General features: G+C 49.6%; 22 protein-coding genes and 1 other RNA gene. 4 read left to right on the top strand and 19 right to left on the bottom strand.

Translation table 11 applies throughout. The annotated features are described in order from the left end of the window. Window positions 1-312: 312 nt before the first annotated feature. Together J9260_RS12675 and J9260_RS12670 are read left to right on the top strand one after the other, a co-directional pair. Complete coding sequence (locus J9260_RS12675) at window positions 313-738, top strand: helix-turn-helix domain-containing protein (RefSeq protein ID WP_210217478.1); 426 nt, start codon at window positions 313-315, stop codon at window positions 736-738. Between the two features lie 139 nt (window positions 739-877). Next, on the top strand, window positions 878-1,333 hold the full coding sequence (locus J9260_RS12670; protein WP_210217479.1) for a transposase: 456 nt from the start codon (window positions 878-880) through the stop codon (window positions 1,331-1,333). On the opposite strand, the gene J9260_RS12665 is transcribed toward J9260_RS12670, so the two are convergent. The 19 genes from J9260_RS12665 to rfbA all read right to left on the bottom strand — a co-directional run bounded on the left by J9260_RS12665 (window position 1,334) and on the right by rfbA (window position 19,389). Continuing rightward, a complete protein-coding gene (locus J9260_RS12665) occupies window positions 1,334-2,191 on the bottom strand; it encodes a DUF4238 domain-containing protein (RefSeq protein WP_210218105.1) in 858 nt (285 codons plus the stop codon). A 504-nt stretch (window positions 2,192-2,695) separates the two neighbouring features. Then, window positions 2,696-3,060: a transfer-messenger RNA gene (ssrA, locus tag J9260_RS12660) on the bottom strand. 99 nt (window positions 3,061-3,159) lie between these two features. Then, window positions 3,160-3,651 carry a hypothetical protein gene (locus J9260_RS12655; protein WP_210218104.1) on the bottom strand — a complete coding sequence of 164 codons (492 nt, stop codon included), beginning with the start codon at window positions 3,649-3,651 and terminating at the stop codon, window positions 3,160-3,162. Next, window positions 3,648-4,106 carry a CopD family protein gene (locus J9260_RS12650; protein WP_210218103.1) on the bottom strand — a complete coding sequence of 153 codons (459 nt, stop codon included), beginning with the start codon at window positions 4,104-4,106 and terminating at the stop codon, window positions 3,648-3,650. The genes J9260_RS12655 and J9260_RS12650 overlap by 4 nt, the downstream gene beginning before the upstream one ends. Before the next feature lie 53 nt (window positions 4,107-4,159). After that, on the bottom strand, window positions 4,160-6,358 hold the full coding sequence (locus J9260_RS12645) for a GumC family protein (protein WP_210218102.1): 2,199 nt from the start codon (window positions 6,356-6,358) through the stop codon (window positions 4,160-4,162). Window positions 6,359-6,540: 182 nt separating this feature from the next. Next, the gene (locus J9260_RS12640; protein ID WP_210218101.1) at window positions 6,541-7,665 is read right to left on the bottom strand and encodes an acyltransferase family protein; all 1,125 of its coding nucleotides are present in this window, start codon (window positions 7,663-7,665) and stop codon (window positions 6,541-6,543) included. A 15-nt stretch (window positions 7,666-7,680) separates the two neighbouring features. Next, the gene (locus J9260_RS12635; RefSeq protein ID WP_210218100.1) at window positions 7,681-9,081 is read right to left on the bottom strand and encodes an undecaprenyl-phosphate glucose phosphotransferase; all 1,401 of its coding nucleotides are present in this window, start codon (window positions 9,079-9,081) and stop codon (window positions 7,681-7,683) included. A gap of 299 nt (window positions 9,082-9,380) precedes the next feature. After that, on the bottom strand, window positions 9,381-10,223 hold the full coding sequence (locus tag J9260_RS12630; RefSeq protein ID WP_210218099.1) for a glycosyltransferase: 843 nt from the start codon (window positions 10,221-10,223) through the stop codon (window positions 9,381-9,383). Then, the gene (locus tag J9260_RS12625; RefSeq protein WP_246499429.1) at window positions 10,223-11,146 is read right to left on the bottom strand and encodes a glycosyltransferase family 2 protein; all 924 of its coding nucleotides are present in this window, start codon (window positions 11,144-11,146) and stop codon (window positions 10,223-10,225) included. Before J9260_RS12625 ends, J9260_RS12630 begins: the two co-directional genes overlap by 1 nt. Continuing rightward, entirely contained in the window at window positions 11,143-11,601 is a 459-nt protein-coding gene (locus J9260_RS12620; protein ID WP_210218098.1) for an acyltransferase, read from the bottom strand. The genes J9260_RS12625 and J9260_RS12620 overlap by 4 nt, the downstream gene beginning before the upstream one ends. Further along, a complete protein-coding gene (locus tag J9260_RS12615; protein ID WP_210218097.1) occupies window positions 11,598-12,851 on the bottom strand; it encodes an O-antigen ligase family protein in 1,254 nt (417 codons plus the stop codon). Before J9260_RS12615 ends, J9260_RS12620 begins: the two co-directional genes overlap by 4 nt. Next, on the bottom strand, window positions 12,845-14,143 hold the full coding sequence (locus J9260_RS12610) for an oligosaccharide flippase family protein (protein WP_210218096.1): 1,299 nt from the start codon (window positions 14,141-14,143) through the stop codon (window positions 12,845-12,847). The genes J9260_RS12615 and J9260_RS12610 overlap by 7 nt, the downstream gene beginning before the upstream one ends. Next, window positions 14,140-14,613 (bottom strand): glycosyltransferase, encoded by a 474-nt coding sequence (locus J9260_RS12605; protein ID WP_210218095.1) that lies wholly within the window; start codon window positions 14,611-14,613, stop codon window positions 14,140-14,142. Before J9260_RS12605 ends, J9260_RS12610 begins: the two co-directional genes overlap by 4 nt. Next, window positions 14,610-15,074, bottom strand: coding sequence for a glycosyltransferase family protein (locus J9260_RS12600; RefSeq protein ID WP_210218094.1), 465 nt, complete (start codon window positions 15,072-15,074; stop codon window positions 14,610-14,612). The genes J9260_RS12605 and J9260_RS12600 overlap by 4 nt, the downstream gene beginning before the upstream one ends. After that, window positions 15,071-16,027 (bottom strand): class I SAM-dependent methyltransferase, encoded by a 957-nt coding sequence (locus J9260_RS12595; RefSeq protein ID WP_210218093.1) that lies wholly within the window; start codon window positions 16,025-16,027, stop codon window positions 15,071-15,073. The genes J9260_RS12600 and J9260_RS12595 overlap by 4 nt, the downstream gene beginning before the upstream one ends. After that, window positions 16,027-17,094 carry a dTDP-glucose 4,6-dehydratase gene (rfbB, locus tag J9260_RS12590; protein WP_210218092.1) on the bottom strand — a complete coding sequence of 356 codons (1,068 nt, stop codon included), beginning with the start codon at window positions 17,092-17,094 and terminating at the stop codon, window positions 16,027-16,029. The genes J9260_RS12595 and rfbB overlap by 1 nt, the downstream gene beginning before the upstream one ends. Further along, on the bottom strand, window positions 17,091-17,966 hold the full coding sequence (gene rfbD / locus J9260_RS12585) for a dTDP-4-dehydrorhamnose reductase (protein ID WP_210218091.1): 876 nt from the start codon (window positions 17,964-17,966) through the stop codon (window positions 17,091-17,093). Before rfbD ends, rfbB begins: the two co-directional genes overlap by 4 nt. After that, a complete protein-coding gene (gene rfbC / locus J9260_RS12580) occupies window positions 17,963-18,511 on the bottom strand; it encodes a dTDP-4-dehydrorhamnose 3,5-epimerase (protein WP_210218090.1) in 549 nt (182 codons plus the stop codon). Before rfbC ends, rfbD begins: the two co-directional genes overlap by 4 nt. Further along, complete coding sequence (rfbA, locus tag J9260_RS12575; protein WP_210218089.1) at window positions 18,508-19,389, bottom strand: glucose-1-phosphate thymidylyltransferase RfbA; 882 nt, start codon at window positions 19,387-19,389, stop codon at window positions 18,508-18,510. Before rfbA ends, rfbC begins: the two co-directional genes overlap by 4 nt. Before the next feature lie 193 nt (window positions 19,390-19,582). Between rfbA and J9260_RS12570 the strand changes: the two genes are divergently transcribed. Next, a complete protein-coding gene (locus tag J9260_RS12570; RefSeq protein WP_210218088.1) occupies window positions 19,583-19,921 on the top strand; it encodes a hypothetical protein in 339 nt (112 codons plus the stop codon). Window positions 19,922-19,941: 20 nt separating this feature from the next. After that, complete coding sequence (locus tag J9260_RS12565) at window positions 19,942-23,556, top strand: tetratricopeptide repeat protein (RefSeq protein WP_210218087.1); 3,615 nt, start codon at window positions 19,942-19,944, stop codon at window positions 23,554-23,556. Window positions 23,557-23,629: the final 73 nt, after the last annotated feature.

The raw sequence follows: 23,629 nt of genomic DNA, 5'->3' as shown, positions 1-23,629 counted from the left end.
TGAGTTAATGAGTTAATGAGTTAATGAGTTAATGAGTTAATGAGTTAATGAGTTAATGAGTTAATGAGTTAATGAGTTAATGAGTTAATGAGTTAATGAGTTAATGAGTTAATGAGTTAATGAGTTAATGAGTTAATGAGTTAATGAGCTTGGTAACTGGGTTATCAGTGCCATTAAAAACTAAGTGCTCGCAACGTTTGAATTCAGTGGCTAAATTAGGTTTTTGCGTTCTAAGTAACTAGCTAGAAGTTTCCACGTATAAGATCCTGCTGGTGTAAACTGGTAGTTTGTCACTTAAGAATGTCCGCACCGATGAAATTTGCCCAGCCGATCCCTGAAGAAATCCGCGTGACCTTGCAGGAAATGTATATGAACCACCCTACATTCCGCTGTCGTCAACGTGCGCAAGCAATTTTGTTGAGTACACGCGGCTTTACCCTTGCGGAACTGTGGTCAATCTTGGATGTACGGCGCGATGCCATCAGTGAGTGGCTCGACCGCTGGGAACATGAAGGGCTGCTGGGACTTTACGACCGTCCCCGCTCTGGTTGCCCCCGGATATACACAGAAGCTGAAGTAGCGTTGTTGAAAACCCTAGTGGACGAAGAGCCACGCCAAATCAAGACGGCTCAAACCAAACTGGCTGATCTAACCCAGAAAGTAGCCAGTACCAGCACCTTGAAACGCCTGTTAAAAAAAAGTTCCACTACCTCTGGAAGCGGATGCGTAACTCATTGAAAGATAAACGTGACCCCGTGGCTTTCAAGCGTGAGCAGGAAATTCAAGCATTACTCCACCAGCAAGCGGCGGCTGGCAAGTTGCTTATTTACTACTTCGATGGTTCAGGTTTTACCACAACTCCTTGCGTCCCTTACGGGTGGCAGAAACGGGGGAAACACGCAGGCTACTCACAGCTCAGAGCAAACGCTTGAATGTCTTGGGTTTTATGAGCCTAGACAACGATAGTTTTTTCCACACGGTGGAAGGGCGCGTTGACTCACAAGCTGCCATCGCCGCCTTTAATGCCTTTGCTGACCGTTATGCCGAAGAATTTGCACAAACAAAAATACCTTGCTTGGTTATTCTGGATAACGCCCCGATACAAACCAGCAAAGCCTTTCTTGGTAAACGTGAAGATTGGATGTTGGCGGGAATTTGCTTACATTTTTTGCCAACCTACAGCCCTGAACTCAATCCTATCGAAATACTCTGGCGAAAAATCAAATATGAATGGTTGCCGCTGGATGCCTATAAAAGCTACAAGGACATGAAGGAACTGGTGTTAGCTATACTGGCTGGCTTTGGCGAAAAATACACGATAACTTTTGGATAATTACTTATAAAATAAATATTCTTTTGAATACACTTGAACTGAATAATTAACTAATTCAACGATTTCTCTATCAACCTGCATCGACATTAATCTAGGATACGTACTATAGGTCATAACTGAATAATTAACTAATTCAACGATTTCTCTATCAACCTGCATCGACATTAATCTAGGATACGTACTATAGGTCATAGGTGACGACCATATTACTGCGATGTTTGGCGTAAGCGGTATCAGAGCCTTTACACCAAACAGGCTCTGAGTAGAAGCCCCCACATTTGTATAAAACCCATCGCCAAATATGAATTCATAATCATTGGAAAACAATAGACCCAGCTTCCCTGCTCCTTTTGAGTGTTGAACGAGCATATTGTATTTTTGGTTTATATTTGCAGCTATGAGCAATTTTCTTTCTTTTTTGTCAAGCTCTCCTCTATAGTGCTCAACAAAGGCGGCTTGAGCATTCCTGTATTTAGGTGAGCGGACTATTAACGAAATTAAACACTCTCTAGTAACGTCAAAATTATTATCTTCTATTTGATCAGTAGAAAGAGAAATTTCCGATGCGTTGATGTCTTTGCAGTCTCGTTTAATTGACTCCAGCCACCTAACTATTTTTGGGAATTTTTTATCTGGTTCATCAAAGAAGTGCTCTATTGTTGAGTTCCAAGGGGTGTCAACATCAAACAAGATGTTATGCCCATCTGATATTTGTCCAAATTCTTTCGGTTTTGATGTAACCTCCTTGCCGCTCCAATCGATTCGATGAACTAACCCTCTCTCATCCCCCCAATTTTTTGAGAGACCTTTGGGCCACCAATGATGCTTTTCTCCTTTTATTAATTTCCGTTTGCTCAAGTATATTGCCTATTGATTTTTATAGATCACATAACGTTAAAGCATTTTATGCCGTGTGCGATAGCACCGGGCATACATGTCTTGTTGGACGGAACCGCGTGCTACGGAGTCCCACACTTTATCTATAAGGGGATTGCTTTTACAGCCTTTCGCTACGTTAGCCCATACTGCCCGATTATTTAACACCAACTGCTGCTTTTCCATTGCCTTTTCACCGCCTGCTACCCCGATTGTGGTCAAACATAGCACAGGGTTTGGCGTACACCACCCAGTCCTTGTACATCATCTGAATCCTAAACACGCTACCGCCCTACCGTGTCATAGCGAGACCAGCATAGGGTCGGGTGCGCGTTGTTATGATTGGTGTGCTGTTGTGGGGTGTGGTCAAAGATTGACGACTAATCGGAAATCTAGCACAAGTTAATTCGATTGTTTAGTGATAAATGTGCGCGGTAAGTTTGGATATGAAAAAGCCCTCTAAGTGGTTGCTTAGAAGGCTTAATTTGGTGGAGGCGGCGGGAATTGAACCCGCGTCCGCAAACCCTCCATCTGAAGGCTACTACATGTTTAGTCAGTCGTTTATTTAACCCGATTGCCGCCAACTGACAGGCTGCTCACGAGCTTTCCCAATACTGTTTAGTGGTTTGGCCTTGGGCGAGCCTCCCGCACGATCTTATGATTGGATGATGCCTGAATATTCGTACTGCATAAGCACAGTAGCGATCAGACAGCTATCTACCGGTTATTAAGCGGCGAGAGCGTAAGAGTCGTCGTTTGCGACTATTGTTTGTGACTAGTGTTTAAGTGGTCACCACATCCACTACATGCTCCCCAGACTTTGTGATCCACGTCGAAGCCAAGTCGCCCCCGAAACTGTGTAGCAAAAGCTGTTGAATGCGCGATTATATGCTTCGACACGGTTATTGTCATGCAGTTCCGTCAAGCGGTTGCGGGGTGTGGCTGAATGGTTAGTGGCGTAAGGTGAAGTGGATGTGATTATCCGCGCTGAGTAAGTCGTGTTGAACCAGCCATTGACGCGCATCATCGGCATCTTGGTTGAACCAGTTTGCCGCCGAACCGAGCCGAAAAGTGTAGCCCCACGTATCCATGTCTTGCAGCATTCGCGCACTGCCCATCGCGGGGATGTGCGCAGCTAACAGTATCTGTAAGTAGCAAACCGCGTCTTCTTCATCGGTTTCGCCACCCGCATCGGTGTGTAAGGTGGCGCGGCGTGCGTCATCCATGCAGATGGTGTGGCAGCCTTCGTGGAGTATCGAGTGCAGCGGGGTATCGAGTCTCGCCAACACTTTCAAACCGATGATTCCGGCTTCTTCTTCGTGCCAGTAACTACCGGGAATGGCGGTTGCAGCGGGAACCAGTTCCAGTTGCAAGCCATAGCGGGCGAGCAGTGCCGCGACGGGCGCGACACCGGTATCTTGTAAGCGCAAGACATCGCTCATAGGAAATATTTACCACCAGCACCAATTGCAATGGTAATCAGGCCAATGCTGAGATTGAGGCCAATCAAGGTGCGGATAGAGGAGAGGGCTTTGCCGCCTTCCTGCCAGCGCATTCCGAACACGGCTTGGCGCAATTGACGATACGGTGCGAAGTAAACGTAGGCGAAAATAGCCATCATTAGTAAGCCTAAGCCGTTCATAATGTGGACGAATATTGGCGCGTTAGCCATGCCACCAAACGGGCCTAATAACATCCAGTAACCAGAAGCGAGAATGCTAATGACCGCTAACCATACCCATGGGAAAAAGCGGGCAAAAACTGCCGACCACAGGGTAAGGCGTTGTTGCGGTTCCAGCACCGAAGCGGCGGCTGGACGCAAGGCCATGTAAGCGAAAAACATGCCACCGACCCAAATGACGATGGCAAGAATGTGAAAAGTAAGCGCGATTGACATGGGTTATCCCCTGTAATTTTTAATCGCGCTATTCTACGCGGATCAATGAATGATTACAGTAATTTGAGGCTGCGCAAGGTGGTAACAACCCCTTTTTTCGCCGCTCCAGCTTCTGTTTGTTTATCATCATTGTAGTAGTAATTGGAATAATCATAGCCATAGCTACCACCACGATGCAGTGCCACGCGGTTCAACAGCAACCCTGACAGGCTGGCATTGGCTTGGCGCAAACGTTTTAAGGCGTTGGTGACGGCTGCCATGCGGGTGTTTTCGGCACGGACTGCGATCAAGGTAGTATCCGCCAGTGAAGCTAATACCAATGCGTCTGCCAAGCCTAACACCGGCGGGCCATCAATGAGAATGTGGTCATACTCGGTGCGTGCGGTAGCCAGCAACGCTTTCATGCTAGGTGACGATAACAACTCGGAAGGATCTTCCGGCAGTTTCCCAGCGGGGATCAGGCTCAAATTGCTAAACGCGGTGGCTTGTACCAGTTCGCTGGTATCAATATTGCCTTGCAGGTAATCAGCCAAGCCCGTGGTGGCGTGAACATCCAGAGTGCGATGCAGCGATGGGTTACGCAAATCCGCATCAATCAGCAATACCCGGCTGCCTGCATTGGCATAAGCGCAAGCAAGGTTGGTGGCGGTGGTGCTTTTGCCTTCACCTGCGCACGCACTGGTGACAAACACCACGCTGTTATCGTTGCGCAGTACAAAGCGCATTGCGGTGCGTAATGAGCGGAATGCTTCGGCAACGCTGGACTTCGGTTCTTTGATGGTGAGTTGCGCTAACTGGCTCGGCGTGTTGTTCAATACTTCAGGCACGACACCCAGAATCGCCAGTTGAGAAATGCGTTCCAGTTCGTTGGCATTTTTCACGGTGTCATCCATGAACTCACGCAGGAATGCAGCAGAAATACCTAATAGCATACCCAGCAATGCGCCAAACGAGAGGTTAGTCAGTAAGTTGGGCTTGAACTTTTTCAACGGCACTTGGGCATCGTCAATAATGGCAATATTGTTGGCTGCAATGCCGCCAGCAATGCTGACTTGGTTCAGACGTTTGAATAAGTCTTGGTAGAGTTCCTGATTGATCTCTACTTGACGGCGCAATGTGCCGTAAGCGATGAATTTTTCCTGTTCTTGGATGGCTGCGGCTTTGGCTTTAGCTTCACTTTCAAGAAAAGCTCTTTTATTGTTTTTGAGGTTTTCGATCTCGCCGGGTAATGCACCGCGCTTGACGTTGATATGCATTTCAACTTCGTCTTCGCGTTGGCGAATTTGTTTGCGCAGGTTGGCATTGGGGGCTTTGGCATTCAGTGCTTTAAGATCGTCCAAATTTTTAAGCAGGGTTTGGATGTATGCCACGTTTTCTTGCAAAGCACCTACGCGCTCGGTCATAGGTTTGGTTTTGTCTGAGAGAATAGCGTAGATGCTCTCTTTTTCAGCGAGGTCTTTTTCAACTTTTTGCAAATCTGCCGCCAAATTGTTGAGTTGCAACGAAGTGGTGGTTTCAATTTTATCATTGACGATAATGATGCTGTTTTCTTTGGAGTAGGTATCCAAACGCTGTACGGATTCGTCCAGTTTCGCCTTAGATTCTTTGACACTGGCTTCCAAGTAGGTTTTTGCATCATCAGTGGTATTGATGCGCCGCTCGGTGTTCATCTTTTGGAAGGTGGCAACAACCGCATTGGCGATTTGTGCAGCCTGTTCGGGGTTGGATGAATCGTAGTGTACCAACACTAAACGTGAGGTTTTTACTGGCTCAACACTCAGGTTTTCCAAGAAAGCATTTTCTAACGCGCTGGGTTCTGTTGGTTTGCTGGCGATGCCCAGCCATTGTTTTACGGATGTCAGCGGCGAGGTACTGGATAATTTATCGTCCAGTTTGAGGTCTTTAATGACTTGAGCAGCCAAGGCACGGCTGCGGATCAGCTCAAACTGCGTTTGATAAAAATCGCGGGTGTCGCGAATGTCACCACTGAGTTCGAGGAAGTCGAAATTCATGACCTTGGTGGATTCGCGTTCGATTTGTAGGGTGGCTGTGGCGCGGTAGACGTTCTTAGACCCCAAAGTGAACAATAGGGCTAAGGCTAACGTTGCACCACTCATCACGAGGATCATGCGTTTGTGTCGTACCAGTGTTTTCCAGAACTCACGCAGATCAAGTGTGTCCTGAGGTTTCGCCTCAAGACGCTGGGGATGATTGCCACGATTATGTGAAGTATTGTGTTTGTCTTGTTGCATGGTCGGGTACGTCTAAATATTTGGTAAAGTTTCAGTATTAACGCAGCACGGAAGCATCTAATTAGTTAACAACGTTGCATTAATCAGGATTGTAGCAAGTCTTGTGCCATTTGGCTGACAATCTTGTTGATGAATATGAGCTGAATATTTCATTACTTCCGCCTTCCTAGTTCATTAGCTTGTTAGGTAAGTCTGCCTTTTCGGTGACGGCTCTCACCAGATTTATCGGATGAACTGCCAAATGCATTGATAAAGCGTCTGAATGGGGTCTCAATCCATTGAAAAGACACGATAGCTGCGACAGTTAGTAGGATGATAAACAGGTAAAAATAGCTCGCACTGCCGGTGTCTAACCAGCGACCGACAAGGCTTTCATAAATGCCGTGCAGTGGTTTTTGCAGGATATAGAGCGAAAAACTCGCTTCACCCAGTAATACCAGCCATTGATGACTGAGCCAATCGCGCAATGCTGATGTATTGATCGCCAGTAACACAATAAGGCTAATAAAGAGCGGTGCAATCAGCCCGTTGGTGTAATCCACTGCGATGCCGGTTGTGTTAATGAAGGTTTCGCGCCACGCCAATAGCAGCAGGGTAACACTTAACACGGCTATCAGGCTGATGGCGTTGACACCAGCTTGCGCGAAATACTGAAACTTGCCAAGACGTAACCACACACCTGCAACAAAGCCCATCAAAAAGGTGCTGAGATGCATGACCGGGTGGTAATAAATAAAGTCATGCAACGGGCTAAAAGCTTGATAGCCTGCGGTATTTAGCAAGCTGGTATGGAGAATTTGCGTCACCAGCCATAAGCCCGCCATGCCCAGCGTTAACCAAGGCAAGTGATGGCGTTTAACCACCAGCATTAGCAATGGAAAGCAAAGGTAGAAAAACATTTCCACGGAAATCGACCAGCCGGGCGCGTTTAAGGTCAGCGGATAACCGGGAACCCATGCCTGTAACATGCTCAAACTGAGTGAAACAGTGAGTGCGTCGCTGCCAGCACCGTTAATTTTTGCCCCAATCATGAGTAACAGTGCCAAGACGTAAATAGGGTAAATGCGGGCAAAGCGTGCCAACCAGTAGCGTCCGCCTTTAAAGGGTGCGGTGTTGCCAGGGCGGTAGTAGGCAATTGCCATAATGAACCCGGAAAGCACATAGAAGTAACTGACGGCAATCGGGCCAGCGGCAAGGATCGGATTCAACCAAGGGATATTGGCTGGGAAAATCTGTGCGCCGTAGTGAAAAAAGACCACGCTCAGTGCCGCGATATAGCGGGTAAAAGTGAGTTGCTCCAGTTTCACGGCGACACGCTGGGGTTAGTATGCATTTTTATCATGCAACGTTTTGAATGCAGTGACCAGAATGATTTTAATGTCCAGTCCTAAGCTCCAACGATGAATGTATTCCATGTCATATTCGACGCGCTTTTGCATCTTGAACAGCGTATCAGTTTCGCCGCGCCAGCCGTTGACTTGCGCTAATCCGGTAATGCCCGGTTTCATCAAGTGGCGCAGCATGTACCCCGGAATCAATTGGCGGTACTCCTCATTGTGGGCAACAGCGTGGGGGCGCGGCCCGACAATCGACATATTGCCCTGCAATACATTCAAAAACTGTGGCAGTTCGTCCAGTGAAGTTTTGCGTAAGAACGCGCCGATGCGGGTAATGCGGTGGTCGTTGCGGGTGGCTTGTTTAATGTCACTGCCATTCTCACACACGGTCATGGTGCGGAATTTTAGCACTTGGAACTTTTCCCCGCGTAAGCCGTGGCGTGTTTGTTTGAACAGTACAGGGCCGGGTGAAGTCAGCTTAATAATGGTGGCAATGATCAGCATCAGCGGCGCGACCAGCACTAAAATCAATAGCCCTACCAACACGTCTTCGATGCGCTTAATGAAAGCGTGTTGCGCTGATAAAGGGGAGTCGTAGATACACAGTACCGGTGTATCGGCGATTTCCAGATAGCGGGTATGTATCAGGGTGTTGATGAAATTATCGGGAATTAAGCGGATAGGGGTAATGCTTTCGGATAGTTTATTGATCAGACCTAACGAGGCACTTTGTTGGGTGGCATTAGGTGCGAGATAAATTTGATCCCATTCGCCGTTGCGTGCTGCTTCGATCATTGCCGCCTGATTGCCAATGCAGGCGAAAGAGTCGGGCAATTTTGTGGTGCAGGTGTTGTCTTCTAAATCATAAAAACCGGCGATCTGGAAGCCTGAGTCGGGCTGACGTTCCAGTGATTGCGCAAAGCGAATTCCTTGTTCAGTGATCCCCGCAATCGCAATGGTGCGGTTATTAATGCCTACCCGCTTGAGGCTGGCGAGTAAGGCGCGTAGGGCATAACGGTTGAGAATCAGCAGTGCAGGCGTAACCACCAACCAGCTAATCAGCACGAAACGTGAAAATTCTGCGGAAGTTTTTACGGTGAAAATGACAAAGATCAGGAACAAAAAGGTGGTTAACCAAGTCACAATAATGCGAATGACTTCATCGCGCAGGAAGGGTCTACCACTCCAAGAGGTGTAAATTTCGGTGAAGCGTCCTACAAAGCCGAACAACAGCGATGCACCAAAGCCAGCGGCCCAGTAGCCTTCGATGTTGTATGCTTTGGAGTACAAGGAAGCAAGAATCAGTATACCCAAAATAATGAGGGTATCCGCAATGCGGTAGATGAACTCTGAGCTGATTTTTTTGTCTACCTTAATGTTTTCCATTCAACCGTTATCCTCTGCTGATGACCGCGCCTTAGCCATCATGGATTTTATTGTCACTTTGTTCAGTGCGCACATCATACTAGGCTGTTGTGGGGAAGCAACAGCTTGTGTGAGTATTAACGCGCCACTAACTACGCCAAGGGATGCATCATCCCTTTGTTATTTAAACAAAAAGTAGAAATACAGCCGATTTATGACACTCGGCGGCTGTAAAAACTGCTTTTAAATATAGACCATTTATAGCTTGTCTGTAGCTAAAAACACACAAACGGTCGTATTTTCTCGATCAATTAAAATAATCACTCACCGGCTGCGGTGGTGCGGGAGGTTTGATCTTTCTCCCATTGGTACGTTTGTACATTGCGGTACTGCCATGCGGCCCTCACACGGATAACCAGCGTAATCGCTAGATAGATTAGTACAGGGACGGCTTCCCGGCTGAATAATTTTTCACGCAAAATTCGCGAGTAGGGCTTTTTTTCTGCACAAGTACACAGTTTGGCAGCCGCGAGTTGTTGGTTGCCGAGGCGTGCGCGTGTTTTGATTTTAATCAGCGAACTGAGGTTGCGGGGCGCACTAATAAAAATTTGCGCCCCCGGAATATTACGGCGTTCACCGCGCTCAAATTGGCAACGCACAAAACCGTCATCATTAATTACACTGGGGAATCGCGTGAAACGCTGATGTCCGGCTTGGCTAATCACGTAGCTGCATGTCGCTACCACGCCATCGCGGATATAGGGTAATTGCAGCCAAACTCGGTAAAACTGGCGCACACTCCAAGACGACAAGCGCGTATCAATCATCGGTTCGGGAGCGGCGAGTAAGGTTTTACCGTCCTGCATTGCAGTGCTAATTACTTGAATCGCGTCGGGGGATAAGCGGGTGTCTGCATCAATGTAAAACACCGGCCAACTGGTGATGTATTGCTCGGCTTCATTGAGTGCGTTGACTTTGGAAGGCGTGGCAATATCCAGACAAATGGCTTGTGGGTAATGGGCGCGCACCAGCAGTGCGGTGTCATCGGTGCAACCATTGCAAGCAACGATCAGGGTATCCAAACCGGCTTGATTAACCAAGCTGTCTAAACACTGGCGGATAACCGTGGCTTCGTTATGTGCGGGAACAATGACCGTTGCCATCAGTGGTATCCTTGTAACCAACGGGTGCGTTGCTGAAAAACTTCGCGCCATTCGCTACGTTGTGGTGAGTTTGGAATCAGTGAATGCATCAGGTATTTATTCAGCACGTAACCGTACAGCAAGGCTTTGCACGCCCCACGCTGCCAGGGGGCAATGTGGCGATTAATCAGTTCCACTTTGCCGGTTAACAGTTTCACCATTTTTGCGGCAAGACGATTATGGCTAACACCGCCGTGATGAATAATCCGGGCATCAGGCGTGACCAACGGTTGATAGCCGAGAGCTTGGGCGCGGAGGCAATAATCAGCTTCTTCGGCATACATAAAAAAGCCGGTATCTAAGCCGCCAAGTTGATCCCACAATTTACGGGTGGTGAGGAAAAAGCAGCCGGAAGTAATATCAACCGCTTTAGTGGTGTCGCGCTGCCAGCAACCGTAATTGGCGTGGTTAAACCAGCAGGAACTTTTAAACAGCTTACTCAAGCCCAATGTGCTGAATAATAAATCGAGGAAGCTGGGTTTTGCCCAAGCGTGCTGGCTGTTCAAGGTAAGATCGTTGTTGAGTGTTACCCCGCCCCAAATGCCATTGTCAGGGTGTAATTGCGCAAAATGCAGCAAACGGTCAATCGCAGCATTCAAAATTACGGTGTCGGGGTTGAGCAATAACAGGTATTTACCCCGCGCTACTGCCGCACCTTGTTGCACGCCACCGGCAAATCCGCTGTTATCGGGCGCGGCAATTAAGTGTACTTGCGGAAAATGGGTGCGAATCATGGCTACCGAATCATCGCTGGAGGCATTATCGACCACGATGATTTCATAGCGGGTTAAACGGGTTTCCTGAAGCACGGATTCGATAGCGCGCCGAATATAGGCGGCGGTATTGTACGACACCAAAATAATGCTGAGATCGGGGGAATTCACGCTAATCTCCCGTAAGCAATGGTTTGAATATCGCTGCGTAACACTTTGGCTGGATTACCGCCAACAATGCTACCTGCTGGCACATCTTTGGTAACAACGCTGCCCGCGCCGACGATCACCTGATCGCCAATGGTCACACCCGGTAAGATAATCGAGCCGCAACCGATAAAACAATTGGCTCCAATGCGGGTAACTTGCTCAAAACCACCACCGTGTCGGCGCGTGGCGTAGTCGTGGGCAAGGATAATCGCATCGAATGCCACGTAAGTTTTTTCACCGATTTCCAGACAACGTGGGTTGGTTTTGTCCAAACGGGCTTTAAACGAGATGCGTACATCCGGGGCAATTTTCATCCCGTACAAGGTGCGAAAATACCAAGTCCGTAGCCATAACAGGCTGTCGCGTAGCCATACTAGCCACATAAACACACGCTGGTTAACGAATCGTAGTCTCATGGTTTATTCCATCGCGAGTAATCCCGTGCCCAACTGATTGCGCCAAGGGTAAAAAAGAACATCGGTTGCAACTTGCCAAAATAATCGACGGTAAAGCCAATCAAAATCAGCGAGAAAAACGCCAGTAGCCATGCAGTGACCATCCAGCGCGTATCATCATCGTGTTTGTGCAGTAAATTCAGGGTATTGAACGAGGCATACAAACTGGCGAATAACAACAATCCGGCGGCAAACAGCCCGTGTTGCAATGCCAGTAATAACCAAAAACTGTCAATGCTGTTACCAAACCAACTGGAAATCCAATAAGGGCGCGTCCAATCGTGCAATCCCGGCCCAATCAAGCCGATACCGAGAATCGGGCTTGCGGCAATATCGTCCATGCTGTGTTCCCATTGCAGCAGACGGAAATAGCCCGTGTTAGGGTTAAAGGTCAGGTAAGAAATCAAAATGCCAAAAAAGCCGCGATTGGAAAATGCATTAATCAGCAATGATCCCGCCAAACTTGCGAACAATAGCGCAATCCACAAGCGGCGTGCGCTATTCCAGAACTTCACCAAAACCGCGATACCCGCTTGGAAAATCAGCGACAACAGTGGTGCGGAAGAAAGCGTCAGTAACATCGAGGCAATCAACGCTACCACACTGCTGCCTGTGCCAATGCTCCGCGTTTGCCTAAACCACAAAAACGCAAACGGGAAACACAACGCCAATAAAGACCCGTACAAAATCGGGTGTTCAAACAAACTCGCCGCCCGCATCACGCCATTACGGATGTAATAGTGCATATACAAGCGGAAATCCAAGGAGTCATGCCCGGTTATGTTTTTGGCAATTTCATGCAAGAAACGGTGTTGTGCAAAGGCTTCGTAAGCACTAAAGAGGGTTAAACCTGCCAAAATCAGAACAAACAAGCGATTGATCTGAAAAAAGTTTTCCGGCGTATTGAGGTACATCCGTGCAAGGTAAAACGCGCCGAGGGTTTCAATCGCGTAGATGCCGGTTGACTCGACGGCTTGTTGCAGATCGTGATTGTTCCAAATGCTGGCAAACGCAAATCCCAATAAACCCACGAGCAATATATCAACCAGATCCGCACGCTCCAGTACCATTTTGAAATTAAGCAGCGCGTACACCAACGCTACGCCCAACACCACGCGATAGGGTTCAATCCGAACTGAGCCTGCCATCACGTAAAATTCTACCGGGATGAAAATGGCAATAACGAACAGAATGGCAAGTAGTCTTAGCATGGTGTTCCTTGTGTAGCCGGTTCCGGTTCGCGCAATAAGCGTTTGTGGAAAAACAGGAAAGCGATGGCTCCGGTCATCAATAAATTTGCCACCAATGTAGCCATTGCCGCCCCTTCAATCCCGTAACGCGGAATCAATAATAGGTTTGCGACGATATTGACCAACAACGCCAGCATTAGTAGGCTGTTTAAAAATCTAACCTGTGCGCGGATAATAAACATAAACGAGAAAGTCAAACTCAAGGCACGCACCAATTGCGCCACCAATAAGAGCGCGAGGGTTGATGCGGCTTGGCGGTATTCCGGGCGAAACACTTCCAACAGGATTTCGCCCATGAGCAATAAGATTAGGGTCACAATCCCCAACACGCCCGCGACCAATAAAGTGGCTTGCCAGAAAAAGCGCGGCAAACGTGCGGCTTGGTGTTGTTGAATAGCCAATAAACGCGGGTAAATCGTTGCGTCTAATGCCCCAAGAAAGAACAAACTCACGAATGACAAACGTGCAGCAACGGTAAATAACGCCACATCTTCATTGCTCAGCAGCCAACCAGTCATTAGGGTGTCTGCCCACAACATTAAAAACGAAAAGAACGACACCGGAGCCAGCGGTAACGATTGTCGCAAGACTTCACGGATAGTCAAACTTGGCGGTGATAAGGGTTGGAAGTGCTGCCACCAAGGGCGCAACCAGTAAAATGAGGCAATACCTGCCAACGCCAACGACACCATATACAGCCACAAATAATGCTGTTCGTGTTGAAACCCTTGCCAAAACACCAGCAGCAACAGCATATAGCTAATCGCCGGTAACGAATTTTGCACCAGAATCGACGGTGAAGTGTGGCGCACTGCCTTAAGGAATGCCGCATTCATCATCACCAGATTAAAGGTAACAATGCCCGTGCCAGCCAGCAATAACGCTTCGATTTTGATTAAATCATCAAATAACCAGTGCTGCACCAATGGGGTAAAGACTAGCCACCCCAGCATAAAAATACCGCTGCTCACCATCACCATACGGTAAGCATCGCGTAAATGTTGTGCCTGCACCGCCATCTGTTCCACTGGCAAACGTGCCACATCGCGCACCAACCACTGTTCCACCCCCAAGCGACTGAATAAAGACACACCTGTTACCAGTGTCATCAGCATAAATACCATCCCGGCTTCTGCCATCGGTAAATGCCGGGTGAGGACAATCGCCACCGCAAAATTCAAACCCACACCTGCAAACCGTGCGATGGTCGACAGCAAGCTGATCATGAGTAAGGAGCGCGGTTGCTGATTCATCGGCGAATCGCCTGATCAATAAAATCCGCTAAGGGTTGTAGCCGTGCATCCGGGGTTGCAGTGGGTGGGGTGAGTTGGTGGCGGCGTGCCAGTAACGCGTACAACTCGGCTTGATCGGTAGCAGTGTAAACACCGGGCAATTTACCCATCCAGCTTAAGCCGTCTAATTGGTGATCATTGCGGTGTTCACCGAGGGCGTGCTGACGATTCATCACAATAATTGGCTTGCGATTTTCCAGTGCGGTAATGATATTGCCCATACCAGCATGAGAAATAATCAGGCTGGCAGCTTGCAAGTGCTGGTTAAACGTCTCGGCGGGCATGAAGGCTTCCCCGCGTAAATGCTGCGGTTGGTAGTCACCTTCAGCGGTTTGTGCAATACCCTTGACGGCGTGTTGCCCAACCCATTCATCCACGTAACGGATCAGGCGATCAAACGGAAATTGCGTGCCGACGGTGACGAAAATCACAACACCGCCCCCTTAAACAATACCTGTTGCCCATCGCTCAAGTGTTCCCATTGCGTTAAAAACACATCCGCTTGGTGTTGAATTAAACGCCCCGCCCGTGAGATTTGGCGCACATTGGCAATGCTATCGACCCAAATGGTGCGAATCCGTAACAGTTTGCCTAAACCAATCGCCACCGCACCCGGTGCTGCCCCCGTGGAAATAATCGCTGCTGGACGCTCTTTTAACAAAATCCACAACACTTGCAGCGCACACGGAATCAACCGCCATTTATCATCGGCACTGACATCGGTAATCGAATACAGTTTATGCCCTTGGTGGGTAGCGGCACTATTAAAGCGGGTGCTGGGCATCGCGTAGACCAGTTGGTAACGGTCTTCCAATCGCGCACACACGCGGGTGAGCTGAATCCAATGCCCACCGGGTGAAGAAATTGCCAAGAGTTTGGGCTTGGCGTTCATCCCGGTTTCCTTAAATAAAATGCAGCTTGGTCGCCTTGTTGTGCTGCGTTTAATTCATTGGCACGGGTGGCGAAATCGCGGATCCGTTGCGCATCAAACGGTGCGTTTTGCGGTGCGACGGCGTAAGAACGCGGATCTTGCAGCGGAATATTTTGTTCGTACTGCTCGCTTCCCCAAAACTGGAAGGCATTGGAATCGTAAAGTGTTTGCTCCAGTGTAAAGCCGGTTTGTTTCGCCAACATCTGAATGCTTTGCAGGGAATGCAGGTATAAATGGCGCGGCGCGTCCAGTTGCACCCAATGCACCCCGTAATGCTGCCAAGCAAACGACGATACCGTAGGTACACGCAATAACACCATACCGCCCGGTTTGAGGATGTCGTAAGCCTGTTGCAAAGTGGCTTGTTGCTCCACTAAATGCTCAAACGAGTGGTGGAACATCACCACGTCCCACTGCGCGGTTTCACTGAAAATATCGCGCTTTTCAATGCGTAAACCGTTGCGGTAGGCAATGTCTTCGCGGTTAAACGGGTCAATACCCAGCACTTGGGTAAAGCCCGCTTCATACAGCGACAGTAATAGGTGTCCTGCGCCGCAACCTACGTCCAGCACCCGCATACCTTTGGTGAGCTTGAGCGGACGTAAGCTGGTGAGTTTGTCATTGGGGCTGACAAAATGCAGCAAACGTCCCATTTGGCAGTGCCGCGTTGCTGCCCAAGTATCGCGCATTCGGATCAGGGCTTTTTTCAGCGGATTTACGGATTTTTCCGCATCGCTGTAGGAGTAATAATCTGCCGGATAATAACGCGCCAGATCGGGCGGAATCGTCACAATTTGCAGGCAGCCGCACTGTTTACACTCGAAATAACGGTGTTCATCACGCATTCCGAGCATCATTTCTTTGGCGGTATAAGTGCGGTGTTCGTCAATCGCGCCACAAATGCGACATTCCATCAGGCTTTTTCCCCGTGTGAGCCAAACAGGGAAACACCGTCTTGCCAAAACTCAGGGCGATCCAGATACCAATCCAAGGTTTTTGCCAAACCACTTTGGAAGGTTTCCGATGGCACATAGCCCAGCTCGCGGCAAATCTTGCTGTTGTCGATGGCGTAACGGCGGTCGTGTCCTGGGCGGTCTTGCACGTAAGTAATGTGTTGACGGTGCGGCACGTGCGGGGAATCTGGGAAACGCGCATCCAATAAATCGCACAATTCATGGATCAGGCTTAAATTGGCCTGTTCATTATTGCCGCCAATATTGTAGGTTTCACCGATGCGCCCGTTGCGCATAATCAGATCAATGCCCCGGTTGTGGTCATCCACGTATAACCAGTCGCGAATTTGTTGCCCATCGCCGTAAATTGGCACAGCTTGGCCTTGCAACAAGCGCGAAATCGCTAACGGAATCAATTTTTCCGGGTACTGGTAAGGCCCGTAATTGTTGGAGCAATTGCTGGTAGTGGTTTGCAGCCCGTAAGTATGCTGATAAGCACGCACAATATGATCCGATGAAGCTTTACTCGCAGCATACGGCGAGTTCGGTGCATACGGTGTGGTTTCGGTAAACGCCGGATCAGTCGCGGAGAGCGTGCCGTACACTTCGTCGGTGGAAACGTGGTGGAAACGGTGCGCAAACCCCGGTTTTTCATCCAGCCACACGATTTTCGCGGCTTTCAGCAAGCTGTGCGTGCCATCAATGTTGGTGCGTAAAAATGCATCGGGGCCGTAAATCGAGCGGTCAACATGGGATTCCGCCGCGAAATGCACGATGGTGTCGATGTTTTCTTCACGTAATAACTGCTCAACCAGCGGTTGATCCAGAATATCACCGTGTACAAAACGGAAATTGGTTTGCCCTTCAAGGATTTGCAGGTTTTCGTAACGTCCGGCGTAAGTGAGCGCGTCCAGCACCACAATGCGGGTGTCGGGGTAGCTTGCCAGCCAGTAATGCACAAAGTTTGTGCCGATAAAGCCCGCGCCGCCCGTTACCAAAAGCTGTTTAGGTTGGTAAGTTGTTGTCATTTCAAGATAGCCTGTTGTTGTAATTGGATCAGCATCTCCCGCAGGCGTGACCGCCAGTGTGCGAAGGTGCAATCCATAAGGGTTTCTGTTGCGCGTTTATCCATCACGCTATAAGCCGGACGGCGTGCAGGGGTAGGGTATTCCTCTGTACGCAACGGTTTGACCGGGATTGCCTTGCTGAGTAACCCCAAGGCAAGTGCTTCTTCCTGAATGGCAATGGCGAAATCGTACCAGCTTGCCACCCCGTTATCCGAGCAATGAAAGATACCCTGCGGTTTTTGTACGACGAATGACCATAGCGTATCACTCAAGGTGCGTGTCCAGGTGGGTGTGCCGATTTGATCCGCGACTACGCCCAGTGATTCGCGCTCTGCCATTAAGCGCAGCATGGTTTTGACGAAATTATTCCCGTAAGCCGAATACAGCCAAGAAGTCCGCACAATCGCTGCCGTTGGGCAAATCTGTTGCACCGCGTTATCGCCTGCGAGTTTACTTGCGCCGTAAATCCCTAACGGTTGCGCGACATCGGTGGGCATATATGGGGTGCTTTGCTGCCCGTCAAACACAAAATCGGTGGAAACGTGCAGCAAATACAACCCGCGTTGCTGTGCAGCTTGCGCTAAGTGCGCTGCGGCGTGATGGTTGATGGCGTAAGCGCGTTCCACGTCAGTTTCGGCTTTATCCACTGCGGTGTAAGCCGCCGCGTTAATAATGACGCTGGGTTGATGCTGATCCAGTGCGGCTTGAATTTGCGCAGTTTGGGTAATGTCCAAGCTGCTGTAATCCGTGGCAATTAGCGTTATGTGTGCAGGGCAGGTGGCTTGCAATTCCGAACCCAGTTGCCCGTTTGCACCTGTCAGTAAGATTTTCATGCAAAAGTCTCCGCGTCCTGCCACAGCCTGCCTTCAGCATCTTTAGCGGATACCAGCGGGGCTTGCCCATCGACTAAAGGCCAATCAATCGCCAGCGTCGGGTCATTCCAACGGATGCAAGTTTCGTGAGTGGGATTATAAAAGTCGGTGCATTTATACAAGAAATCAGCGGACTCGCTCATCACATAAAAGCCGTGCGCAAAGCCGGGCGGAACCCACAACATCCGGTGATTTTCATCGGATAATTCCACCCCTACCCATTGCCCGAAACTGGGGGAACTGCGGCGTACATCCACAGCCACATCAAACACGCACCCGCTGGTAACGCGCACCAGTTTGCCTTGGGTTTGCTGCATTTGGTAATGCAGGCCACGTAAAATACCTTGGCGTGAACGGCTGTGATTGTCTTGCACAAAGTGCAAATCCAGACCGAGTTCAGCAAATTTTTGCGAATGCCAGCTTTCCATAAAAAAGCCACGCGGATCACCAAACACCGCCGGTTCAATGATTTTCACATCGGGGATGCGAGTAGTGATAATTTTCATGTTAGTAACCCCGTCAAATAGAGTCCATAACCGCTTTTCATCAACGGTTCGGCTAAACGCAGCAATTGTGCGGCATCAATATAGCCCATGCGCCAGGCCACTTCTTCGGGGCAGGCAATCTTCAAACCCTGACGTTCCTCAATCACGCGAATGTAATTGGAGGCATCCAGCAACGAAGCGTGCGTGCCAGTATCCAGCCATGCGGTGCCGCGTTTGAGCATTTCCACCTGTAATTGCCCACTGGTGAGGTACATTTGATTGAGTGTGGTAATTTCCAACTCACCGCGCGGGGACGGACGCACTTCACGCGCCATTGCCACCACATTATTGTCGTAGAAATACAAGCCAGTGACCGCGTAATTAGAACGGGGTTCTGCTGGCTTTTCTTCAATGGTTAAGGCTTTACCGTGTGCGTCAAATTCCACCACGCCGTAACGTTCCGGGTCACGCACGTAATACGCGAATACCGTTGCACCGCTGGTTTGTTGGGCAACGGCTTGCAGGCGCGAGGAAAGCCCTTCACCGTAGTAAATATTGTCGCCGAGAATCAAGGTGCAGGGCGCATTGCCGACAAATTCCGCGCCGATTAAAAAGGCTTGGGCTAATCCTTCCGGCTTGGGTTGCACCGCGTATTGAATGTTAATGCCCCAATGCGAACCGTCGCCCAACAAATGCTGGAATTGCGGCGCATCTTCTGGGGTGGTAATGATTAAAATGTCACGGATACCAGCCAGCATGAGTACCGTTAGTGGGTAATAAATCATGGGCTTGTCGTAGATGGGCATCAATTGCTTACTGACTGCGCGAGTCAGGGGGTACAGGCGTGTGCCGCTACCACCAGCGAGGATAATGCCTTTACGGTTCTGGTTATTTTGCATGATTGGTTACTTTCTTTGCTGTGTTGGCTTGTGAAGTTACCAATTGTAGACAAACTTACGAAAAAGTCAGCTAATTCCGGCAATCGGCTATTTGCTTAATGTCATCAATCCGATCGTCATGCCACCCTAGAGTGATTGCCAGCGTGTGCTAAACTTTCAACGTCGATAACAATACCGTAATGCGAGGGTTCGTATGGATAATTTAGGTGATTGGCTGGAGCATCTCAAACACCCGATGGTGCTGGCTGGCTTTGTACTATTTGTGTTGGTTGGCTTACTGAAAATGTTCATGGGAAGCAAAGATTTAAGCGCGACCAATGAACGCATACTCCACAAGGGGATGAATTTTGTGTTTATCCTTGGGGTGCTGATTATTGTGGGTGGGTTTGCCTACAGCATTGTGAATGCACCGCCTGCGCCAGCCAGTAGTGCCGCCGCCGCACCCTTGACTACAGGCGACCAAAGCCCCGTTGTTAGTGGTAGCCAAGGGGACGTGAATATCAATTTTGGTGCGCCACCTGTTAAACAATAACTCAATCAGGGGTAAGTAATATGCGTGTTGTTTTGTTATGCAGCACGGTATTGCTGCTTGTCGCGTGCGGGGAAAAAGAGCCTGCTGCTCCCCCCGCACACACCACTGGCAGTCAAAGTGCCGTAGTTAGCGACGTAACCGGCAGCGTCAACATCCAATACAAGGATGAACATTCCGCCGCCGATGTACCTGCCAAAGAAGCTGGCACGAATGGCGACCAAAGCCCCATCATCAATCAAGTCAGCGGCGATGCCAGCGTCCAATACGTCACCAACTTTTACGGTGCAAATGCCGAAGAAGTCAAACACCTGCAAGACGACCTCAAGCTTTCCAAACAAGCCGCCGAAGCCCTGCTAAAAAACCTTGCTGACAAAGACGTGGCGGTGAATAGCCGTACCCAAGAATTTGAACGTCTCGCCCGAAAATACGCAGACTTGCAACACGCATTAGGCGAGGTTGATACCGCAGATGCGCTGAGTCATCAAGCTCAAGCTGCTTTGCAAACTGGTGATTTGGATAAGGCTGAAAAGCTCTTGGAAGCGGCTTACCAGCGCAATCAACAACAAGCCGATAAACGCCTTGGACAGCACACTTTATTATTGGCGCAACTCAGTGCCTTGAAGCTGGAAAACAGTAAATCCATTGAGCGTTATCAGCAAGCGGTAACATTACAGCCTGATAATCGGCAAGCTTGGGCGGAACTTGCCCTGCTGGCTGAACGGGTGGGGGATATAACGCTGGCAGTGAGCGCGTGGCAACAAGTGCGCAAGCAAACCAGCATCAGTAACGAGCCTGCCGACTACTTGAATGCCCTGTTGCATGAGGGCAAAGTCTTGGGTTCGTCAGGTGATTCCACGGGCGCATTGGCTAATTACCAACTTGCCCAACAAACCGCGCAACAATTGCTTGCTGAGTCCCCGCAAAATAGCGCGTGGCAACACAGCCTCGCACAGAGTTATCTCTATAGCGGGTATATTCAGCGTGCCAATGGCGATATGCCTGCGGCACAAACTGCTTACCAGCACAGCGTTGCACTGATTGAGAAATTGGCACAAGCCGAGCCGAATAACAGCCAGTGGCAACGTGAATTGCTCCCGGTTTACAGTGCGGTAGCGGATGTGCAACGTGAGCAAGGCAATGCGCCTGCCGCTATCGACAGTTACAACAAAGCATTGAAAATTGCGCAAGTCTTGGTGGCTGGCGAACCTGACAACCTTGAGCGTCAGCACGATGTGTTGGTGGTGCTTGATCATCTGGGCAAGGCGCAGCAAGCAGCAAACAATCCAACCGCCGCGCTTGAGGTATTCCAACAAGCCTTGGTGATTGGCAAAAAACTTAGCGCAGCCTCCCCAACCCGCACCGATTGGCAGCGCAGTTTAGGGGTAATTGTTAGTAAATTGGGCGAAGTGTCCCTTGTTTTGGGTGATAAGCAGGCAGCGGTGCAACATTTTCAGGACAGTTTGCTGATTACTGAGCAGTTGGTGAAACTTGACCCCAACAACAGCGCGTGGCAGGCGGATTTGGTGATTGATCGTGAGCGCATTGTGCAGGCTCAACAAAGTCTCGCATCAGCTACCGACGCGCCTGCGACTAAGCAAAGCCCGACGTTAGCAGGCATTGAGGGCAAAGCCAGTGTGCAGCAAATTACCACCGCGAATGGGCAGGTATTGCAACAAACTGAGCAAAACCCCGCGCAAACCGCACCGCTAACGGAGGAACTCAAAACCTCTGGCGATCAAAGTGCCATCGTCACGCAGGTGCAAGGCAACGTCACCATCCAGTACGTCACCAACTTTTACGGGGCGGATGAGCAGGCAGTCAAGCAACTGCAAGACAAGCTGCAACTGGACAAGCAACAAGCCGATGCGCTGCTGAAAAACTTGGCGGATAAAAACGTGGATTTAGCCAGTCGTACCGAAGCGTTTAGCCAACTTGCGCAAACCTATGTTGCCTTGCAAGCGCGTTTGGGCAGTTATGCGGCTACCGACGAACTCGCTCAACAAGCCCGCAAAGCCTTGCAAGCAGGGCATTTGGATGTGGCGGAAACCTTGCTGGAAAGGGTTTACGCCCGCGACCAAAAACTGGCAGACCAACAACTGGCGCAACGGGCGTTTGCGCTGGCGGAAATCAGCGAATTAAAGCTGGATTACCCCAAAGCGACGGCGCGTTATCAGGAAGTGACCCAGCGTCAGCCGGATAATTTCACCGCATGGCAAAATCTGGCGTTATTGGCGCAGAAACAAGGCAACACCTCACAGGCATTGCAAGCGTGGCAACAATTGCAGCAAAACGTCAGCCAAACGCTGGAGCCTGCGGTTTACATCACTGCGTTGCTGGGTGAAGGCGATATTTTGTTCTTGCAGGAGCGCAACGCCGAAGCCCTCAAGGTTTATCAAACGGCGGTGACAGCCAGCCGTACTTGGCACGACAAGCAGCCAGACAAAGGGCGTGCCTCAGAATTGCTGGCATCCAGCTTGCTCAGCCTCGGTAAAGTACAGGCCGAAAAAGACCTTGAGCAAGCTCTGAAAACAGTGCAAGAATCTGTCAGTTTGCAGAGGCAACTCCACCAACAAACGCCGACTGACACGGTGTTGCAACGTGATCTTGCCGTTGCGTTGAGCGAGGCGGGTGAATTGTACCGCATCCAAGGTGATGTAACGGCTGCTCGTCAAGTGCATCAAGAGGCACTGGCATTGCGTGAAACATTAGTGGGAACTGCACCCGATAACCGCTTGTGGCAGCGTGATTTGTTCGTGAGCGTGAGCAATATGGCTTTGGTCGAAGGCGCGTTAGGCAATGACGCAGCGGTTTTGCCCTTATTGCAACGTGCGGATACGCTCAGCCAGCAACTGACCCAACGTGACCCCCACAACCGTGAGTGGCAACGTGACCGCTCCATTTTGCTGGAACGTTTAGCAACGGCCTACAGTGCCAAAGCCGATCAGCCAGCGGCGTTGAAAGCCCAGCAGGAAGCTTGGGCAATCACCCAAACCTTGGCAAAACTCGACCCAGATAACCAGCAGTGGCAGCGAGATTTTGTAACGACTGGCGAAACCTTGCGCGAATTTTACCAAGCATCTGACGATAACAAGGCACTTAGCGGGTTGTTGGCGGCAGTGATTCCAGTGCAAAAGCGTCTGGTTGACCTTGAGCCGGATAACCTCGAACAAAAAACTGCTTTGTACCTCAATTACGGGCGTTTGGGTGAAACCCAGCAGTTGCAAAACGATAACCGGGCAGCGTTACAAGCTTACCAACAGGCTCTCGAACTGAATCAACAATTGTCGGCAGCAAAGCCCGACGTGAGTGCTTTTCGTGGGGAAATCGCTACCAACTTAAACCGCATTGGCACGGCACATTTCGCTTTGAAAGATAACGCCAAAGCCTTGGCAGCTTTTGAGGAGGCACTCACACTATTCACCCCCTTGGCTAAAGCCGAACCAGCAGTGGTGGAGTGGCAATTGGGTATCGTCGGCAGCAAGTACCAAATGGCACAAATTGTGGCTGACCAACACGATGCTTTGCTACAAGAGGCCATCGCGATTTTGGAAAAGCTTCAGCAGGAAAAGCGTTTACCGGATGCGTACAAAACCTGGCCTGAGGAAATGCGCAAGGAATTGAAAAAGCCTTCATGAAACGGGAATTTTTTCCCGACCTCCTGCATCAGTTAGACTGTCAGTCTTATAACACCGAATGAGGAGGAACCAA

This window comes from Thiothrix unzii (assembly GCF_017901175.1).
In the GTDB taxonomy this organism is placed as follows: Bacteria; Pseudomonadota; Gammaproteobacteria; order Thiotrichales; family Thiotrichaceae; genus Thiothrix; species Thiothrix unzii.
This window is presented reverse-complemented; position numbering and strand designations above follow the sequence as displayed.

Excerpts from the sequence above, each read along its gene's own strand:
- J9260_RS12610 (WP_210218096.1), bottom strand. The coding sequence starts at position 14,143 with ATGAATCAGCAACCGCGCTCCTTACTCATGATCAGCTTGCTGTCGACC.
- rfbB (WP_210218092.1), bottom strand. The coding sequence starts at position 17,094 with ATGACAACAACTTACCAACCTAAACAGCTTTTGGTAACGGGCGGCGCG.
- rfbA (WP_210218089.1), bottom strand. The coding sequence starts at position 19,389 with ATGCAAAATAACCAGAACCGTAAAGGCATTATCCTCGCTGGTGGTAGC.
- J9260_RS12615 (WP_210218097.1), bottom strand. The coding sequence starts at position 12,851 with ATGCTAAGACTACTTGCCATTCTGTTCGTTATTGCCATTTTCATCCCG.
- rfbD (WP_210218091.1), bottom strand. The coding sequence starts at position 17,966 with ATGAAAATCTTACTGACAGGTGCAAACGGGCAACTGGGTTCGGAATTG.
- J9260_RS12655 (WP_210218104.1), bottom strand. The coding sequence starts at position 3,651 with ATGAGCGATGTCTTGCGCTTACAAGATACCGGTGTCGCGCCCGTCGCG.
- J9260_RS12620 (WP_210218098.1), bottom strand. The coding sequence starts at position 11,601 with ATGAGACTACGATTCGTTAACCAGCGTGTGTTTATGTGGCTAGTATGG.
- J9260_RS12635 (WP_210218100.1), bottom strand. The coding sequence starts at position 9,081 with ATGGAAAACATTAAGGTAGACAAAAAAATCAGCTCAGAGTTCATCTAC.
- rfbC (WP_210218090.1), bottom strand. The coding sequence starts at position 18,511 with ATGAAAATTATCACTACTCGCATCCCCGATGTGAAAATCATTGAACCG.
- J9260_RS12595 (WP_210218093.1), bottom strand. The coding sequence starts at position 16,027 with ATGGAATGTCGCATTTGTGGCGCGATTGACGAACACCGCACTTATACC.
- J9260_RS12645 (WP_210218102.1), bottom strand. The coding sequence starts at position 6,358 with ATGCAACAAGACAAACACAATACTTCACATAATCGTGGCAATCATCCC.
- J9260_RS12565 (WP_210218087.1), top strand. The coding sequence starts at position 19,942 with ATGCGTGTTGTTTTGTTATGCAGCACGGTATTGCTGCTTGTCGCGTGC.
- J9260_RS12650 (WP_210218103.1), bottom strand. The coding sequence starts at position 4,106 with ATGTCAATCGCGCTTACTTTTCACATTCTTGCCATCGTCATTTGGGTC.
- J9260_RS12570 (WP_210218088.1), top strand. The coding sequence starts at position 19,583 with ATGGATAATTTAGGTGATTGGCTGGAGCATCTCAAACACCCGATGGTG.
- J9260_RS12600 (WP_210218094.1), bottom strand. The coding sequence starts at position 15,074 with ATGAACGCCAAGCCCAAACTCTTGGCAATTTCTTCACCCGGTGGGCAT.
- J9260_RS12630 (WP_210218099.1), bottom strand. The coding sequence starts at position 10,223 with ATGGCAACGGTCATTGTTCCCGCACATAACGAAGCCACGGTTATCCGC.
- J9260_RS12675 (WP_210217478.1), top strand. The coding sequence starts at position 313 with ATGAAATTTGCCCAGCCGATCCCTGAAGAAATCCGCGTGACCTTGCAG.